The sequence below is a fragment of the Pseudomonas sp. Sample_21 genome, assembly GCF_004307525.1.
In the GTDB taxonomy this organism is placed as follows: Bacteria; Pseudomonadota; Gammaproteobacteria; order Pseudomonadales; family Pseudomonadaceae; genus Aquipseudomonas; species Aquipseudomonas atacamensis.
The window spans coordinates 20,663-36,409 of the sequence record NZ_RCNZ01000098.1; the positions used below are offsets into that span (position 1 = coordinate 20,663).

General features: G+C 55.0%; 29 protein-coding genes and 1 pseudogene. All 30 read right to left on the reverse strand.

Annotated elements, in window-relative coordinates; translation table 11 throughout:
- Positions 1-127 precede the first annotated feature (127 nt).
- Positions 128-1,564 carry a catalase gene (locus D8U71_RS18260; RefSeq protein WP_130888367.1) on the reverse strand — a complete coding sequence of 479 codons (1,437 nt, stop codon included), beginning with the start codon at positions 1,562-1,564 and terminating at the stop codon, positions 128-130.
- Between the two features lie 239 nt (positions 1,565-1,803).
- The gene (rplQ, locus tag D8U71_RS18265; RefSeq protein ID WP_003176402.1) at positions 1,804-2,190 is read right to left on the reverse strand and encodes a 50S ribosomal protein L17; all 387 of its coding nucleotides are present in this window, start codon (positions 2,188-2,190) and stop codon (positions 1,804-1,806) included.
- Between the two features lie 42 nt (positions 2,191-2,232).
- Complete coding sequence (gene rpoA, locus D8U71_RS18270) at positions 2,233-3,234, reverse strand: DNA-directed RNA polymerase subunit alpha (RefSeq protein WP_016772946.1); 1,002 nt, start codon at positions 3,232-3,234, stop codon at positions 2,233-2,235.
- Between the two features lie 22 nt (positions 3,235-3,256).
- The gene (rpsD, locus tag D8U71_RS18275) at positions 3,257-3,877 is read right to left on the reverse strand and encodes a 30S ribosomal protein S4 (RefSeq protein ID WP_003176404.1); all 621 of its coding nucleotides are present in this window, start codon (positions 3,875-3,877) and stop codon (positions 3,257-3,259) included.
- An 18-nt stretch (positions 3,878-3,895) separates the two neighbouring features.
- Positions 3,896-4,285: a 30S ribosomal protein S11 gene (rpsK, locus tag D8U71_RS18280; protein ID WP_002555466.1), complete on the reverse strand. Its 390-nt coding sequence runs from the start codon at positions 4,283-4,285 to the stop codon at positions 3,896-3,898.
- A 30-nt stretch (positions 4,286-4,315) separates the two neighbouring features.
- Positions 4,316-4,672, reverse strand: coding sequence for a 30S ribosomal protein S13 (gene rpsM / locus D8U71_RS18285; protein ID WP_003186020.1), 357 nt, complete (start codon positions 4,670-4,672; stop codon positions 4,316-4,318).
- A gap of 130 nt (positions 4,673-4,802) precedes the next feature.
- Positions 4,803-4,919: a 50S ribosomal protein L36 gene (gene rpmJ, locus D8U71_RS18290; protein WP_002555468.1), complete on the reverse strand. Its 117-nt coding sequence runs from the start codon at positions 4,917-4,919 to the stop codon at positions 4,803-4,805.
- 27 nt (positions 4,920-4,946) lie between these two features.
- Positions 4,947-6,275 carry a preprotein translocase subunit SecY gene (secY, locus tag D8U71_RS18295; RefSeq protein WP_016772945.1) on the reverse strand — a complete coding sequence of 443 codons (1,329 nt, stop codon included), beginning with the start codon at positions 6,273-6,275 and terminating at the stop codon, positions 4,947-4,949.
- Entirely contained in the window at positions 6,276-6,713 is a 438-nt protein-coding gene (gene rplO / locus D8U71_RS18300) for a 50S ribosomal protein L15 (RefSeq protein ID WP_011336169.1), read from the reverse strand.
- Positions 6,714-6,716: 3 nt separating this feature from the next.
- Complete coding sequence (rpmD, locus tag D8U71_RS18305) at positions 6,717-6,893, reverse strand: 50S ribosomal protein L30 (protein WP_003176408.1); 177 nt, start codon at positions 6,891-6,893, stop codon at positions 6,717-6,719.
- 2 nt (positions 6,894-6,895) lie between these two features.
- Positions 6,896-7,396: a 30S ribosomal protein S5 gene (gene rpsE / locus D8U71_RS18310; RefSeq protein WP_007955637.1), complete on the reverse strand. Its 501-nt coding sequence runs from the start codon at positions 7,394-7,396 to the stop codon at positions 6,896-6,898.
- Positions 7,397-7,399: 3 nt separating this feature from the next.
- Positions 7,400-7,750, reverse strand: coding sequence for a 50S ribosomal protein L18 (gene rplR / locus D8U71_RS18315; protein WP_003186037.1), 351 nt, complete (start codon positions 7,748-7,750; stop codon positions 7,400-7,402).
- Between the two features lie 10 nt (positions 7,751-7,760).
- Positions 7,761-8,294, reverse strand: a complete 534-nt coding sequence (gene rplF / locus D8U71_RS18320) for a 50S ribosomal protein L6 (RefSeq protein ID WP_003228722.1) — start codon at positions 8,292-8,294, stop codon at positions 7,761-7,763.
- A gap of 12 nt (positions 8,295-8,306) precedes the next feature.
- Entirely contained in the window at positions 8,307-8,699 is a 393-nt protein-coding gene (gene rpsH / locus D8U71_RS18325; RefSeq protein WP_016772944.1) for a 30S ribosomal protein S8, read from the reverse strand.
- A 208-nt stretch (positions 8,700-8,907) separates the two neighbouring features.
- Entirely contained in the window at positions 8,908-9,213 is a 306-nt protein-coding gene (rpsN, locus tag D8U71_RS18330; RefSeq protein WP_003186042.1) for a 30S ribosomal protein S14, read from the reverse strand.
- A 13-nt stretch (positions 9,214-9,226) separates the two neighbouring features.
- Positions 9,227-9,766 carry a 50S ribosomal protein L5 gene (rplE, locus tag D8U71_RS18335; protein ID WP_003210069.1) on the reverse strand — a complete coding sequence of 180 codons (540 nt, stop codon included), beginning with the start codon at positions 9,764-9,766 and terminating at the stop codon, positions 9,227-9,229.
- A 20-nt stretch (positions 9,767-9,786) separates the two neighbouring features.
- Positions 9,787-10,101, reverse strand: coding sequence for a 50S ribosomal protein L24 (rplX, locus tag D8U71_RS18340; protein WP_003186046.1), 315 nt, complete (start codon positions 10,099-10,101; stop codon positions 9,787-9,789).
- Positions 10,102-10,112: 11 nt separating this feature from the next.
- Positions 10,113-10,481, reverse strand: a complete 369-nt coding sequence (rplN, locus tag D8U71_RS18345) for a 50S ribosomal protein L14 (protein ID WP_002555479.1) — start codon at positions 10,479-10,481, stop codon at positions 10,113-10,115.
- Between the two features lie 23 nt (positions 10,482-10,504).
- Positions 10,505-10,771, reverse strand: a complete 267-nt coding sequence (rpsQ, locus tag D8U71_RS18350) for a 30S ribosomal protein S17 (RefSeq protein WP_003194644.1) — start codon at positions 10,769-10,771, stop codon at positions 10,505-10,507.
- A 2-nt stretch (positions 10,772-10,773) separates the two neighbouring features.
- On the reverse strand, positions 10,774-10,965 hold the full coding sequence (gene rpmC, locus D8U71_RS18355; RefSeq protein ID WP_002555481.1) for a 50S ribosomal protein L29: 192 nt from the start codon (positions 10,963-10,965) through the stop codon (positions 10,774-10,776).
- A complete protein-coding gene (gene rplP / locus D8U71_RS18360) occupies positions 10,965-11,378 on the reverse strand; it encodes a 50S ribosomal protein L16 (protein ID WP_003228729.1) in 414 nt (137 codons plus the stop codon). The genes rpmC and rplP overlap by 1 nt, the downstream gene beginning before the upstream one ends.
- 12 nt (positions 11,379-11,390) lie before the next feature.
- A complete protein-coding gene (gene rpsC / locus D8U71_RS18365; protein ID WP_003176422.1) occupies positions 11,391-12,077 on the reverse strand; it encodes a 30S ribosomal protein S3 in 687 nt (228 codons plus the stop codon).
- Positions 12,078-12,090: 13 nt separating this feature from the next.
- Positions 12,091-12,423 carry a 50S ribosomal protein L22 gene (gene rplV, locus D8U71_RS18370; RefSeq protein WP_003103908.1) on the reverse strand — a complete coding sequence of 111 codons (333 nt, stop codon included), beginning with the start codon at positions 12,421-12,423 and terminating at the stop codon, positions 12,091-12,093.
- Positions 12,424-12,434: 11 nt separating this feature from the next.
- Complete coding sequence (gene rpsS / locus D8U71_RS18375) at positions 12,435-12,710, reverse strand: 30S ribosomal protein S19 (protein WP_011336172.1); 276 nt, start codon at positions 12,708-12,710, stop codon at positions 12,435-12,437.
- A gap of 16 nt (positions 12,711-12,726) precedes the next feature.
- Positions 12,727-13,551 (reverse strand): 50S ribosomal protein L2, encoded by an 825-nt coding sequence (gene rplB, locus D8U71_RS18380; RefSeq protein WP_016772943.1) that lies wholly within the window; start codon positions 13,549-13,551, stop codon positions 12,727-12,729.
- A gap of 14 nt (positions 13,552-13,565) precedes the next feature.
- Positions 13,566-13,865: a 50S ribosomal protein L23 gene (gene rplW, locus D8U71_RS18385; RefSeq protein WP_002555488.1), complete on the reverse strand. Its 300-nt coding sequence runs from the start codon at positions 13,863-13,865 to the stop codon at positions 13,566-13,568.
- The gene (gene rplD / locus D8U71_RS18390; RefSeq protein ID WP_003228735.1) at positions 13,862-14,464 is read right to left on the reverse strand and encodes a 50S ribosomal protein L4; all 603 of its coding nucleotides are present in this window, start codon (positions 14,462-14,464) and stop codon (positions 13,862-13,864) included. Before rplD ends, rplW begins: the two co-directional genes overlap by 4 nt.
- Before the next feature lie 12 nt (positions 14,465-14,476).
- A complete protein-coding gene (rplC, locus tag D8U71_RS18395; RefSeq protein ID WP_003228738.1) occupies positions 14,477-15,112 on the reverse strand; it encodes a 50S ribosomal protein L3 in 636 nt (211 codons plus the stop codon).
- 80 nt (positions 15,113-15,192) lie between these two features.
- Positions 15,193-15,504, reverse strand: coding sequence for a 30S ribosomal protein S10 (gene rpsJ / locus D8U71_RS18400; protein ID WP_003186070.1), 312 nt, complete (start codon positions 15,502-15,504; stop codon positions 15,193-15,195).
- 154 nt (positions 15,505-15,658) lie between these two features.
- Positions 15,659-15,747 (reverse strand): annotated as a pseudogene (locus D8U71_RS18405) (elongation factor Tu); the annotation flags it as partial.

The window sequence follows — 15,747 nt, forward strand, 5'->3', positions numbered from 1 at the left end:
AACCTGACCGGAAGGTCACTCACCGCGCGCAATAAAAGCGAAGATATTCTGAGAAAAGCAGGCCAAATAACGCAAAAACCGCCCAAATGAGGGCGGTTCTGCTTCTCGTTTAGACTACGTTAAGCTGTCAGTTGAGCAGCTTTGCGATTGCTTCTCCATACGCCGGATCGGCTTTGTAGAAATGCTGCAACTGGCGATCGACGACGTCGCTGGAAACGCCCGCCATTGCGCCGGCAATGTTGCTGACCAGCAATGCTTTCTGCTCGTCGCTCATCAAGCGGAACAAGGCACCGGCATGGCTGTAGTAGTCGGTATCTTCGCGATGATCATAACGATCAGCGGCACCGCTCAAGGCCAGCGCTGGCTCCGCGTAATGCGGCGCTTGCTTCGGCGACTCAACGTAGCTGTTCGGTTCATAGTTCGGCGCCGCGCCGCCATTGCTGCCGAAAGCCATGGAGCCGTCACGCTGATAAGTATTCACCGGGCTGCGCGGAGCGTTCACCGGCAATTGCTGGTGATTGGTGCCCACACGGTAACGGTGCGCGTCAGCGTAGGCGAATACACGGCCTTGCAGCATGCGGTCTGGCGACAGACCGACACCTGGCACCATGTTGCTCGGGCCAAACGCAGCCTGTTCAACTTCAGCGAAGTAGTTCAACGGGTTGCGATTCAACTCCAGCTCACCAACTTCGATCAACGGAAACTCCTTCTGCGACCAAGTCTTGGTCACGTCGAACGGATTCTCGTAATGAGCCGCCGCCTGCGCTTCGGTCATGATCTGAATGCACACGCGCCATTTCGGGAATTCACCGCGCTCGATAGCCTCGAACAGGTCACGCTGCGCATAGTCCGGGTCGGTACCGGCCAAACGGGCGGCCTCGGCTGGCGCCAGGTTCTTGATGCCTTGCTGGGTCTTGTAGTGCCACTTCACCCAGTGACGCTCACCTTTGGCGTTGATCAGGCTGTAGGTGTGGCTACCGAAGCCGTGCATGTGACGGTAGCCGTCAGGGATGCCACGATCAGAAAACAGGATGGTGACCTGGTGCAGCGCTTCAGGCGAATGCGACCAGAAATCCCACATCATCTGCGCGCTTTTCAGGTTGCTTTGCGGCAGACGCTTTTGCGTGTGGATAAAGTCAGGAAATTTCAGCGGATCGCGGATGAAGAACACTGGCGTGTTGTTGCCGACGATGTCCCAATTGCCTTCCTCGGTGTAGAACTTCAAGGCGAAGCCGCGCGGATCGCGCTCAGTGTCGGCCGAACCACGCTCGCCACCTACGGTGGAAAAGCGCAGAAAGGTTGGCGTTTGTTTGCCTACCGATTCGAACAACTTTGCACTGGTGTATTCGGTGATTTCACTGGTGACGGTGAACGTACCGTAAGCGCCCGAGCCCTTAGCGTGGACACGGCGTTCTGGAATGTTTTCACGGTTGAAGTGCGCAAGTTTTTCGATCAGATGGAAATCGTCGAGAAGCAGCGGACCGCGTGGGCCGGCGGAACGGGAATTCTGGTTGTCAGCGACTGGCGCGCCACTGGCGGTTGTAAGCGTCTTGGTCTGGCTCATGCGGTCTTCTTCCTCTGTCAGTCTTGAACTGCCGGCTAATGGGCTTGGCGGGAAGTATTGATCATCGACGTTACAGCTACAAATTCATTAACTTGCAGGCATCGATAGATAATTACTAATTATGTTTTCCCGGCACATAGTGGCAGTTCAACCATGTCAGAAACTTGTACGGACGACGCATTTCTTACAGGCACAAAAAACCGGGCACTAGGCCCGGTTCTTTGTTTCAGACTGACGTCTTACTCGGCGGATACAGCTTCGCCAGCAGTAGCACGATCAACCAACTCGACGTACGCCATAGGCGCGTTGTCGCCAGCGCGGAAACCGCACTTGAGGATGCGCAGGTAGCCACCCTCACGGGTAGCGTAACGCTTGCCCAGGTCGTTGAAGAGCTTACCAACGATAGCTTTCGAACGAGTACGGTCGAAAGCCAGACGGCGGTTAGCCAGGCTGTCTGTCTTGGCCAGAGTGATCAGCGGCTCGGCAACGCGGCGCAGTTCTTTGGCTTTTGGCAGAGTAGTTTTGATCAGCTCGTGCTCGAACAGCGACACCGCCATGTTTTGGAACATGGCCTTGCGGTGCGAGCTGGTGCGGCTCAGGTGACGACCACTTTTACGATGACGCATGGTTCATTCCTTACCAAACACTACGTTCGGTGATTACGACGATCAGGCAGTCGCCTTGTCGTCCTTCTTAAGACTTGCAGGCGGCCAGTTGTCGAGGCGCATGCCGAGGGACAGACCGCGGGAGGCCAGAACGTCCTTGATTTCAGTCAAGGATTTCTTGCCCAGGTTCGGAGTCTTCAACAGCTCTACTTCGGTACGCTGAATCAGGTCGCCGATGTAGTAGATGTTTTCCGCCTTAAGGCAGTTAGCCGAACGTACAGTCAGTTCCAGATCGTCAACCGGGCGAAGCAGGATCGGATCGATCTCGTCTTCCTGCTCGACAACCAGCGGCTCACTTTCACCTTTGAGGTCGACGAACGCAGCCAGCTGCTGTTGCAGGATGGTTGCAGCGCGACGGATAGCCTCTTCAGGATCCAGGGTACCGTTGGTTTCCAGATCAATAACCAGCTTGTCCAGGTTGGTACGCTGTTCGACACGGGCGTTTTCCACCACGTAAGCGATACGGCGAACCGGGCTGAACGAAGAGTCAAGCTGCAAGCGACCGATGCTGCGGCTTTCGTCTTCATCGCTCTGACGCGAGTCGGCTGGTTCATAACCACGACCACGAGCTACGGTGAGCTTCATGTTCAGGGCGCCGTTAGACGCCAGGTTAGCGATTACGTGATCGGGATTAACGATCTCGACATCATGATCCAGCTGAATATCGGCAGCGGTAACCACCCCCGAACCCTTCTTCGACAAGGTCAGCGTAACTTCGTCACGACCGTGCAGCTTGATGGCCAGACCTTTAAGGTTCAACAGGATTTCAATTACGTCTTCCTGTACACCTTCGATGGCGCTGTACTCGTGGAGCACACCGTCAATCTCGGCCTCGACTACTGCGCAGCCGGGCATTGAGGACAACAGGATGCGGCGCAGCGCGTTGCCCAGGGTGTGGCCAAAACCACGCTCGAGAGGCTCGAGAGTGATCTTGGCGCGGGTTGGACTGACAACCTGCACATCAATGTGGCGGGGTGTCAGGAACTCATTTACCGAAATCTGCATGGATGCACCTATTTTCTAGCCCTTACTTGGAGTAGAGCTCGACAATCAGGCTTTCGTTGATGTCGGCGGACAGATCACTGCGAGCAGGAACGTTCTTGAAAACGCCCGACTTCTTCTCAGTGTCTACTTCTACCCATTCTACGCGGCCACGTTGGGCACACAGATCGAGAGCTTGGACAATGCGAAGTTGGTTTTTTGCTTTCTCGCGAACTGCAACCACGTCACCAGCACGAACCTGATACGACGGAACGTTTACGGTCTGACCGTTTACGCTGATCGACTTGTGCGATACCAGCTGGCGGGATTCGGCACGAGTCGAACCAAAGCCCATACGGTATACAACGTTGTCCAGACGGCATTCGAGCAGTTGCAGCAGGTTTTCACCGGTTGCACCTTTCTTGCCAGCAGCTTCTTTGTAGTAGCCGCTGAACTGACGCTCGAGAACGCCGTAGATACGACGGACCTTCTGCTTTTCACGCAGTTGGGTGCCGTAGTCGGACTGGCGACCGCGGCGTTGGCCGTGGATACCAGGTGCTGCTTCAATGTTGCACTTCGATTCGATCGCGCGCACGCCGCTCTTCAGGAAGAGATCGGTGCCTTCGCGACGAGCGAGTTTGCATTTTGGACCAATGTAACGAGCCATTCTTTACAATCTCCTGGATTACACGCGGCGCTTCTTCGGCGGACGGCACCCGTTGTGCGGGATTGGCGTCACGTCGGTGATGCTGGCGATCTTGTAGCCACAGCCGTTCAAAGCGCGGACTGCGGATTCACGACCTGGACCTGGACCCTTGACGTTTACGTCGAGGTTTTTCAGGCCGTATTCCAGCGCAGCTTGACCAGCACGCTCAGCAGCTACTTGAGCAGCGAACGGGGTGGACTTGCGGGAACCGCGGAAACCCGAACCACCGGAGGTAGCCCAGGAAAGAGCGTTACCTTGACGGTCGGTGATGGTCACGATGGTGTTGTTAAAAGATGCATGGATGTGGGCGATGCCATCAACCACTGTCTTTTTAACTTTTTTACGAGGACGAGCAGCAGGTTTTGCCATGATTAAATTCCTGTCGATTCGCTGGGGCGATTACTTGCGGATCGGCTTACGCGGACCTTTACGGGTACGCGCGTTGGTCTTGGTACGCTGACCGCGTACTGGCAGACCACGACGATGACGCAGACCGCGATAGCAACCGAGGTCCATCAAGCGCTTGATTTTCATGTTGATTTCGCGACGCAGGTCACCTTCAGTGGTGAACTTCGCCACTTCGCCACGCAGCTGTTCAATTTGCTCGTCGCTCAGATCTTTGATCTTTGCTGCTGGGTTTACCCCAGTCACTGCACAGATCTTCTGCGCAGTAGTGCGACCAACACCATAGATGTAGGTCAGCGAGATAACAGTATGCTTGTTATCTGGAATGTTAACGCCTGCAATACGGGCCATTCAGTGGGACTCCAATTGACAGCTACCTACGCCCCGGAAGCCAAGAAATAGGGCGCGAGATAATATCGCTGTAATAACAAATAATCAACCCGGTAGCGCACTAGCTACCGGGCTTGAAGCACAATCACACTCAGCCTTGGCGCTGTTTGTGACGCGGTTCCGCGCTGCAAATTACTCGAACAACACCTTCGCGGCGAATAATCTTGCAGTTACGGCACAGCTTTTTCACCGATGCACGAACTTTCATCACCAACTCCTCGAACCTTATGGGTACTCAGCGCAACATGCCGCTGCCGTAACCCTTCAGGTTGGCTTTCTTCATCAGGGATTCGTACTGGTGCGAAACGAGGTGCGATTGTACTTGGGACATGAAGTCCATCACAACCACGACCACGATCAGCAACGAGGTCCCGCCAAGGTAGAACGGAACGTTTGCTGCAACCACCAGGAATTGGGGCAACAGGCACACGGCCGTCATGTAAAGAGCACCGAACAGGGTCAAGCGGGTCAGAACGCCATCAATATAGCGCGCAGACTGCTCACCTGGACGGATGCCCGGAATAAAGGCACCGGACTTCTTCAGGTTTTCCGCTACGTCTTTCGGATTGAACATCAACGCCGTATAGAAGAAGCAGAAGAAAATAATCCCTGCACTAAACAGCAGAATATTCAACGGCTGACCAGGAGCGATCGACTGCGAGATGTCCTGCAACCAGCCCATACCTTCAGACTGACCGAACCAGGCACCCAACGAAGCCGGAAACAGCAAGATGCTGCTCGCGAAAATAGCCGGAATAACACCGGCCATGTTCACCTTCAGCGGCAAGTGGCTTGTCTGCGCAGCAAAAACCTTGCGGCCCTGCTGACGCTTGGCGTAGTGAACAGCGATACGACGCTGGCCACGCTCAATGAAAACCACGAAACCGATAATCGCTACTGCCAGCAAACCGATGGCAACCAAGGCGAAGATGTTGATATCACCCTGACGCGCAGACTCGAAAGACTGCCCGATTGCTCTCGGAAGACCGGCGACGATACCCGAAAAAATCAACATCGAGATACCGTTGCCAACACCACGCTCAGTAATCTGCTCACCCAGCCACATCATGAACATCGCACCAGCCACAAATGTGGTTACCGCGACGAAATGGAAGCCAAAGTCACCAGTGAACGCGACGCCCTGCCCCGCCAGACCAATGGACATGCCAATAGCCTGGACCAGAGCGAGAGCGACGGTGAGGTAGCGGGTGTACTGGCTAATCTTGCGACGGCCAGCTTCACCTTCCTTCTTCAACTGCTCCAGCTGCGGGCTGACGGCGGTCATCAGTTGCATGATGATCGATGCCGAAATGTACGGCATGATCCCCAGTGCAAAGATGCTCATCCGTTCCAGCGCGCCGCCGGAGAACATGTTGAACAAGCTAAGAATGGTCCCCTCATTCTGTCGAAACAGGTCTGCGAGTCGGTCCGGGTTGATACCTGGAACCGGGATGTGTGCGCCTATTCGGTAGACGATAATCGCCAGGAACAGAAAACGCAGACGAGCCCAGAGTTCAGACATACCGCCTTTGCCGAGCGCAGAGAGAGCACCTTGCTTAGCCATTTATTCCTCGAACTTGCCGCCAGCTGCTTCGATAGCCGCACGCGCACCTTTGGTGGCGCCGATTCCCTTGCCGATAGTGACAGCGCGAGCCACTTCACCGGACAGCATGATTTTCACACGCTGTACGTTGACGTTGATCACGTTGGCATCTTTCAGGGACTGCACAGTAACGATGTCGCCTTCCACTTTGGCCAGCTCGGACAAACGCACTTCTGCGCGATCCATGGCTTTCAGGGAAACGAAACCGAACTTAGGCAGGCGACGATGCAGCGGCTGTTGACCGCCTTCAAAGCCTGGAGCGATGGTGCCACCGGAGCGGGAGGTCTGACCTTTGTGACCACGGCCACCAGTCTTGCCCAAACCACTACCGATACCACGGCCCGGACGATGCTTTTCGCGACGGGAACCCGGCGCTGGACTCAGATCATTGAGTTTCATCGATTAACCCTCGACACGCAGCATGTAGTAAGCCTTGTTGATCATCCCGCGATTCTCGGGAGTATCCTGGACTTCTACAGTGTGACCGATGCGACGCAGACCCAGACCCTTAACGCACAGTTTGTGGTTAGGGATGCGGCCGGTCATGCTTTTGATCAGCGTAACTTTAACGGTAGCCATGATTACTTGATCTCCTCAACACGCAGGCCACGCTTGGCAGCGATGGACTCAGGAGACTGCATAGCCTTCAGACCCTTGAAAGTGGCGTGAACCACGTTTACCGGGTTAGTCGAGCCGTAGCACTTGGCCAGAACGTTCTGAACGCCAGCAACTTCGAGGACAGCACGCATAGCGCCGCCAGCGATGATACCGGTACCTTCAGAAGCAGGCTGCATGTACACCTTCGAAGCGCCGTGAGCGGACTTCATTGCGTACTGCAGAGTGGTGCCGTTCAGGTCAACTTGAATCATGTTGCGGCGAGCAGCTTCCATTGCCTTCTGGATCGCAGCAGGCACTTCACGCGACTTGCCACGGCCGAAGCCAACACGCCCTTTACCATCACCAACCACGGTCAACGCGGTGAAAGTGAAGATACGGCCGCCTTTAACGGTTTTGGCTACGCGGTTAACTTGAACCAGCTTCTCGATGTAGCCTTCGTCGCGCTTTTGGTCGTTATTTGACATAACTTAGAACTCCAGCCCAGCTTCACGAGCAGCATCAGCCAGCGCTTTAACGCGGCCGTGGTACTTGAAGCCAGAGCGGTCGAAAGCCACTTGCGATACGCCAGCGGCCTTAGCACGCGTAGCGACCAGCTGGCCAACCTTTGTGGCCGCGTCGATGTTGCCAGTGGCACCATCACGCAGTTCTTTATCCAAAGTCGAGGCACTTGCCAGGACTTTGTTGCCGTCGGCCGAGATGACCTGGGCGTAGATGTGCTGCGACGAGCGGAACACGCAGAGACGCACGACTTCGAGTTCGTGCATTTTCAGGCGTGCTTTGCGAGCGCGACGCAGTCGAGTAACTTTTTTGTCGGTCATTTGCTATGCCCTACTTCTTCTTGGCTTCTTTACGACGGACGACTTCGTCCGCGTAGCGCACACCTTTGCCTTTGTATGGCTCTGGTGGACGGAAGTCGCGGATCTCGGCGGCCACTTGACCTACCAGCTGCTTGTCGATGCCCTTGATCAGGATATCGGTCTGGCTAGGAGTCTCAGCGGTGATGCCTTCCGGCAGTTCGTAATCCACTGGGTGCGAGAAGCCAAGAGCCAGGTTCAGAACCTGACCTTTTGCTTGCGCTTTGTAACCAACACCGACCAGCTGGAGCTTGCGCTCGAAGCCTTGGCTTACGCCCTGGACCATGTTGTTTACCAACGCACGCGTGGTACCGGCCATTGCGCGAGTTTGTTGATCGCCATTGCGAGCAGCGAAACGCAGCTCACCAGCTTCTTCAACGATCTCAACGGACGAATGGATGTTCAGTTCAAGAGTACCCTTGGCACCCTTCACCGAAAGCTGTTGGCCTGCGAATTTGACTTCGACACCGGCTGGCAGCTTAACGGGGTTCTTAGCGACGCGAGACATGCTTATCCCCCCTTAGAACACAGTGCAAAGAACTTCGCCGCCGACACCGGCAGCGCGCGCAGCACGATCCGTCATCACACCTTTGTTGGTGGAGACGATAGACACGCCAAGACCGCCACGAACTTTCGGCAGATCTTCAACGGACTTGTACTGACGCAGGCCTGGACGACTAACGCGCTTCACTTCTTCGATAACCGGACGGCCTTCGAAGTACTTCAGCGAGATGGACAGCGACGGCTTGGCGTCGGTGGTGATCTGAAAATCCGCGATGTAACCTTCGTCCTTCAGGACTTTTGCTACAGCTGCCTTCAACGTGGAAGACGGCATGCTTACGACAGACTTTTCAGCCATCTGGGCATTACGGATTCGAGTTAGCATGTCCGCTAACGGGTCCTGCATACTCATGGGCTAGACGCTCCTAATACAAAAAAATTAGCCTTGCGGCTACTACTTGTCGCCGAGAACTTCCGGGCAGAAAAACACGGGCTCAGGCGAGCCGGTCATTCTAGACACACCCCAGAAATGAATCAAGCCCCAAAAGGGGCTTGATTCAGATTCAAGGCCACCGATGGTCAGGTTCTTGCGAACCCGAACACCGAGACTTTGACAACTATTACCAGCTGGCTTTAACCAGACCTGGCACGTCACCACGCATTGCAGCTTGACGCAGCATGTTACGGCCGAGGCCGAACTTGCGGTACACGCCGTGCGGACGACCAGTCAGGCGGCAACGGTTACGCATGCGCGAAGCGCTTGCGTCACGTGGTTGCTTCTGCAGAGCTACGGTAGCTTCCCAACGCGCTTCTGGACTTGCGTTCAGATCAACGATGATAGCTTTCAGCGCTGCACGCTTGGTGGCGTACTTGGCAACGGTGAGCTGACGCTTCAGCTCACGGTTCTTCATGCTCTTCTTGGCCATTTTCCTACTCCAATCAGTTGCGGAACGGGAATTTGAAAGCACGCAGCAGAGCGCGGCCTTCATCATCGTTCTTGGCAGTGGTGGTCAGGGTAATGTCCAGACCGCGGAGAGCATCGATCTTGTCGTAGTCGATTTCCGGGAAGATGATCTGCTCTTTCACGCCCATGCTGTAGTTGCCACGACCATCGAAGGACTTGGCATTCAGGCCGCGGAAGTCGCGAACCCGAGGCAGGGAGATCGACAGCAGACGATCCAGGAACTCGTACATACGCTCACGGCGCAGGGTCACTTTGACGCCGATCGGCCATCCTTCGCGGACTTTGAAGCCAGCGATGGATTTACGAGCGTAGGTCACAACGACTTTCTGGCCGGTGATCTTTTCCAGGTCAGCAACAGCGTGCTCGATGACTTTTTTGTCGCCGATCGCTTCGCCCAGACCCATGTTCAGGGTGATTTTGGTAACGCGCGGAACTTCCATCACGTTCGAAAGCTTAAGTTCTTCCTTAAGTTTCGGAGCGATTTCCTTCCGGTAAATCTCTTTTAGTCGTGCCATGGTCTTCTACCTAGCAGTGTTCAAGCATCAACCGCTTTTTGGGTCGACTTGAAGACACGAATTTTCTTACCGTCTTCTACTTTGAAACCAACGCGGTCAGCCTTGTTGGTTTCGCCGTTGAAGATGGCGACGTTGGAAGCGTGCAGTGGCGCTTCTTTCTCGACGATACCGCCCTGTACGCCCGACATCGGGTTAGGCTTGGTATGACGCTTGACCAGGTTCAGACCACCAACAACCAGACGGTTGTCAGCAAGAACCTTCAGCACCTTACCGCGCTTACCTTTGTCTTTGCCGGCGATCACGATGATCTCGTCGTCACGACGAATCTTTTGCATGTCGGATCTCCTTACAGCACTTCTGGGGCGAGCGAGACGATCTTCATGAACTTCTCAGTACGAAGTTCACGGGTCACTGGCCCAAAGATACGGGTGCCGATCGGCTCTTGCTTGTTGTTCAGAAGAACAGCAGCGTTGCCATCAAAGCGGATAATGGAGCCATCAGCACGACGTACGCCGTGACGAGTGCGGACTACAACAGCAGTCATCACTTGGCCTTTTTTCACCTTACCGCGAGGAATTGCTTCCTTCACGGTAACTTTGATGATGTCACCGATACCAGCGTAACGACGATGGGAGCCACCCAGCACCTTGATGCACATAACACGGCGAGCGCCGCTGTTATCGGCCACATCGAGCATGGATTGAGTCTGAATCATATAATTTCTCCGACCCCTAGCCCTTAGACTTCCACAGCGCGTTCGAGAACATCAACCAGCGCCCAAGACTTGGTCTTGGCCATCGGACGAGTTTCACGAATAGTGACTTTGTCGCCGATGTGGCACTGATTGGTTTCGTCGTGCGCGTGCAGCTTAGTCGAACGCTTAACGTATTTACCGTAGATCGGGTGCTTTACGCGACGCTCGATCAGAACGGTGATGGTTTTGTCCATCTTGTCGCTGACAACACGGCCAGTCAGCGTACGGACAGTTTTTTCGGCTTCAGCCATGATCACTTACCTGCCTGCTGGTTGAGCACAGTCTTCACGCGAGCGATGTCACGCTTAACTTGCGAGAGCAGATGAGACTGCCCCAACTGGCCAGTTGCTTTCTGCATGCGCAGATTGAACTGGTCGCGCAGCAAGCCGAGCAGTTGCTCGTTCAGCTGCTGTGCGGATTTTTCACGAAGTTCATTCGCTTTCATCACATCACCGTCCGTTTAACAAAGGAGGTGGCGAGCGGCAGCTTTGCAGCAGCCAGGGCGAAAGCCTCACGCGCCAGCTCTTCAGAAACACCCTCGATTTCATACAGGACTTTGCCTGGCTGAATCTGGGCAACCCAGTACTCCACGTTACCCTTACCTTTACCCATACGAACCTCGAGAGGTTTCTTGGAGATCGGCTTGTCCGGGAATACACGGATCCAGATCTTGCCGCCACGTTTTACGTGACGGGTCAGAGCACGACGCGCTGACTCGATCTGACGAGCGGTGAGACGACCACGAGCAACAGACTTCAGCGCGAACTCGCCGAAGCTGACTTTGCTACCGCGCAGTGCCAGACCACGGTTGTGGCCGGTCATCTGCTTGCGGAACTTCGTACGCTTTGGTTGCAACATTTGGCGTACCCCTTACTTAGCAGCTTTTTTACGAGGCGCTGGTGCTTGTGGTTTCAGTTCTTCTTGGCGACCACCAATAACTTCGCCTTTGAAGATCCAAACCTTTACACCGATCACACCGTAAGTGGTGTGAGCTTCGTAGTTGGCATAGTCGATGTCGGCACGCAGGGTGTGCAGTGGCACACGACCTTCGCGATACCATTCAGTACGTGCGATTTCAGCACCGCCGAGACGACCGCTCACTTGGATTTTGATGCCTTTGGCACCAATGCGCATGGCGTTCTGTACAGCGCGCTTCATAGCGCGACGGAACATTACACGACGCTCCAGCTGCTGAGCTACGCTCTGCGCAACCAGCATACCGTCGAGCTCCGGCTTGCGGATCTCTTCGATATTGATGTGCACAGGCACACCCATTTGCTTGGTCAGGTCCTGACGCAGTTTCTCAACATCTTCACCTTTCTTCCCGATAACGATACCTGGACGAGCGGTGTGGATGGTGATGCGTGCAGTTTGGGCCGGACGATGGATATCGATACGGCTTACGGACGCGCTTTTTAGTTTGTCTTGGAGATACTCACGCACTTTCAGATCTGCGAACAAGTAGTCCGCATAAGTCCGACCGTCTGCGTACCAGACGGAGGTGTGCTCCTTGACGATTCCCAGGCGAATGCCAATGGGATGTACTTTCTGACCCATCTCTTCGACTCCGTTACTTGTCAGCAACCTTGACAGTGATATGGCAAGACCGCTTGACGATGCGATCAGCACGGCCTTTGGCACGTGGCATGATGCGCTTCAGCGAACGCCCTTCGTTGACGAAAACGGTGCTGACCTTCAGGTCATCAACGTCTGCGCCTTCGTTATGCTCGGCGTTGGCTACGGCCGACTCCAGCACTTTCTTCATGATCTCGGCGGCTTTCTTACTGCTGAAAGCCAACAGGTTGAGCGCTTCGCCCACCTTCTTCCCGCGGATCTGGTCGGCGACCAAGCGGGCTTTCTGGGCGGAGATTCGAGCGCCCGACAACTTAGCGGCTACTTCCATTTCCTTACCCCTTAACGCTTGGCTTTCTTGTCAGCCACGTGCCCGCGATAGTTGCGGGTACCGGCGAACTCGCCCAGTTTGTGGCCGACCATGTCTTCGTTAACGAGAACTGGGACGTGCTGACGACCGTTGTGTACTGCGATGGTCAGACCGACCATTTGTGGCAGGATCATCGAACGACGCGACCAGGTTTTAATTGGTTTGCGATCGTTCTTTTCCGCCGCCACTTCGATCTTCTTCAGTAGGTGAAGATCAATAAAAGGACCTTTTTTCAGAGAACGTGGCACTGTCGTATCCCTCTATTTACTTGCGACGACGGACGATCATTTTGTCGGTACGCTTATTACCACGAGTCTTCGCGCCCTTAGTCGGGAAGCCCCATGGCGATACCGGATGACGACCACCAGAGGTACGACCTTCACCACCACCATGTGGGTGGTCAACCGGGTTCATGGCAACACCACGAACGGTTGGGCGAACGCCACGCCAGCGTTTGGCACCAGCTTTACCCAGCGAACGCAGGCTGTGCTCGGAGTTCGAGACTTCACCCAGGGTCGCACGGCATTCAGCCAGGACTTTACGCATTTCACCGGAACGCAGACGCAGGGTCACGTAGACACCTTCACGAGCGATCAGCTGAGCCGAAGCACCAGCGGAACGAGCGATCTGTGCACCTTTACCTGGCTTCAATTCGATGCCGTGTACGGTAGAACCGACTGGAATGTTGCGCAGTTGCAGAGCGTTGCCTGGCTTGATTGGAGCCAGAGCGCCTGCGATCAGCTGGTCGCCAGCACTCACGCCTTTAGGGGCGATGATGTAGCGACGCTCGCCGTCTGCGTAGCAGAGCAGTGCGATGTGAGCAGTACGGTTTGGATCGTATTCGATACGCTCGACAGTGGCGACGATGCCATCTTTGTCGTTGCGACGGAAATCGACCATACGGTAATGCTGCTTATGACCACCACCGATGTGACGAGTGGTAATACGGCCATTGTTGTTACGACCACCAGACTTCGATTTTTTCTCGAGCAGCGGTGCGTGAGGAGCGCCTTTATGCAGCTCCTGGTTGACCACCTTGACCACAAAACGGCGGCCAGGGGAAGTCGGTTTGCATTTAACGATTGCCATGATGCACCCCTTCCTTACTCAGCACTGCTGCTGAAATCGAGATCTTGGCCTGGCTGAAGGGAGATAACTGCCTTCTTCCAGTCATTACGCTTGCCCAGACCGCGAGCAGTGCGCTTGCTCTTACCCAGAACGTTCAGGGTAGTGACGCGCTCTACTTTCACGCTGAACAGGCTTTCGACGGCCTTCTTGATTTCCAGCTTGGTTGCATCAGTAGCAACCTTGAAAACGAACTGGCCTTTCTTGTCTGCCAGAACCGTAGCCTTCTCGGAAACGTGCGGGCCAAGCAGAACTTTAAATACGCGTTCCTGGTTCATCCCAGCAGCTCCTCGAATTTCTTCACGGCCGACACGGTGATCAACACCTTGTCGTATGCGATCAGACTAACTGGATCGGAACCTTGCACATCACGTACATCTACGTGCGGCAGGTTGCGAGCAGCCAGGTACAGGTTCTGATCAACAGCGTCCGACACGATCAGAACGTCGGTCAGGCTCATGTTGTTCAGTTTGCCCAGCAGATCTTTGGTTTTCGGAGTTTCAACAGCGAAATCCTGAACCACGACCAGACGATCAGTACGCACCAGCTCAGCAAGGATGGAACGCATTGCTGCGCGATACATCTTCTTGTTCAGCTTCTGGGAGTGATCCTGTGGACGAGCTGCGAAAGTGGTACCGCCGCCACGCCAGATTGGGCTACGGATAGTACCGGCACGAGCACGGCCAGTACCTTTCTGACGCCATGGGCGCTTGCCGCCACCACGAACGTCGGAACGGGTCTTCTGCTGCTTGCTACCTTGACGGCCGCCGGCCATGTAGGCCACGACTGCTTGGTGAACCAGCGTCTCGTTGAATTCGCCGCCAAATGTCAGTTCGGAAACTTCGATCGCTTGAGCGTCATTTACATTTAATTGCATGTCAGCTTCCCCTTAACCGCGAGCCTTGGCTGCTGGACGTACAACCAGGTTGCCGCCAGTAGCGCCAGGAACAGCACCCTTGACCAACAACAGATTGCGTTCAGCGTCCACGCGCACTACTTCCAGGGACTGCACGGTCACGCGCTCAGCGCCCATATGACCGGACATTTTTTTGCCCTTGAATACACGACCAGGAGTCTGGCACTGGCCGATAGAGCCTGGGACGCGGTGGGATACGGAGTTACCGTGGGTGTTATCTTGCCCGCGGAAATTCCAACGCTTGATCGTACCCTGAAAGCCTTTACCCTTGGACTGACCGGTTACATCAACCAGTTGACCAGCGGCGAAGATTTCAGCGTTGATCAGATCGCCAGCCTGGTACTCGCCTTCTTCAAGGCGGAATTCCATGGTGGTGCGACCAGCGGCAACGTTCGCTTTAGCGAAGTGGCCAGCCTGAGCTGCTGTTACACGCGAAGCGCGACGCTCGCCGACAGTGACTTGCACTGCACGATAGCCATCGGTCTCTTCAGTTTTGAACTGGGTGACGCGATTCGGCTCGATCTCAATGACCGTGACCGGAATGGAGACACCTTCTTCGGTGAAAATACGGGTCATACCGCATTTACGACCGACTACACCAATAGTCATGTTGTAAACCTCATGAGTGTACGGGGCTTTCACCCGCTATGGCCGCCCATTTCAGAGCGTTACACGACCAAGACCGAGTCTTAGCCGAGGCTGATCTGCACTTCCACACCGGCCGCAAGATCAAGCTTCATCAGCGCATCAACGGTTTTATCCGTTGGCTGGACGATGTCCAGAACACGCTTATGAGTGCGGATCTCGTACTGGTCACGCGCGTCTTTGTTGACGTGCGGGGAAACCAGAACGGTGAACCGCTCTTTACGGGTAGGCAGTGGAATTGGACCACGCACTTGAGCACCAGTACGTTTCGCGGTTTCCACGATTTCCTGGGTTGATTGGTCGATCAGGCGATGGTCAAAAGCCTTCAACCTGATACGGATTTGCTGATTTTGCATTGGATTTCAGACTCCGGCTGCTATTCCCACCGGGCGCAATACGCCCGTTAAAAGGAGGCGCAATTCTATAGACGCCCCTGATAGGTGTCAACCCAATAAAAAAGCCCCCGCTGAGCGGGGGCTTTTTCAATCCATCAAGCTGACTTTAAAAGTCTTACTCGATGATTTTGGCTACGACGCCAGCGCCGACGGTACGACCGCCTTCACGGATAGCGAAACGCAGACCGTCTTCCATCGCGATGG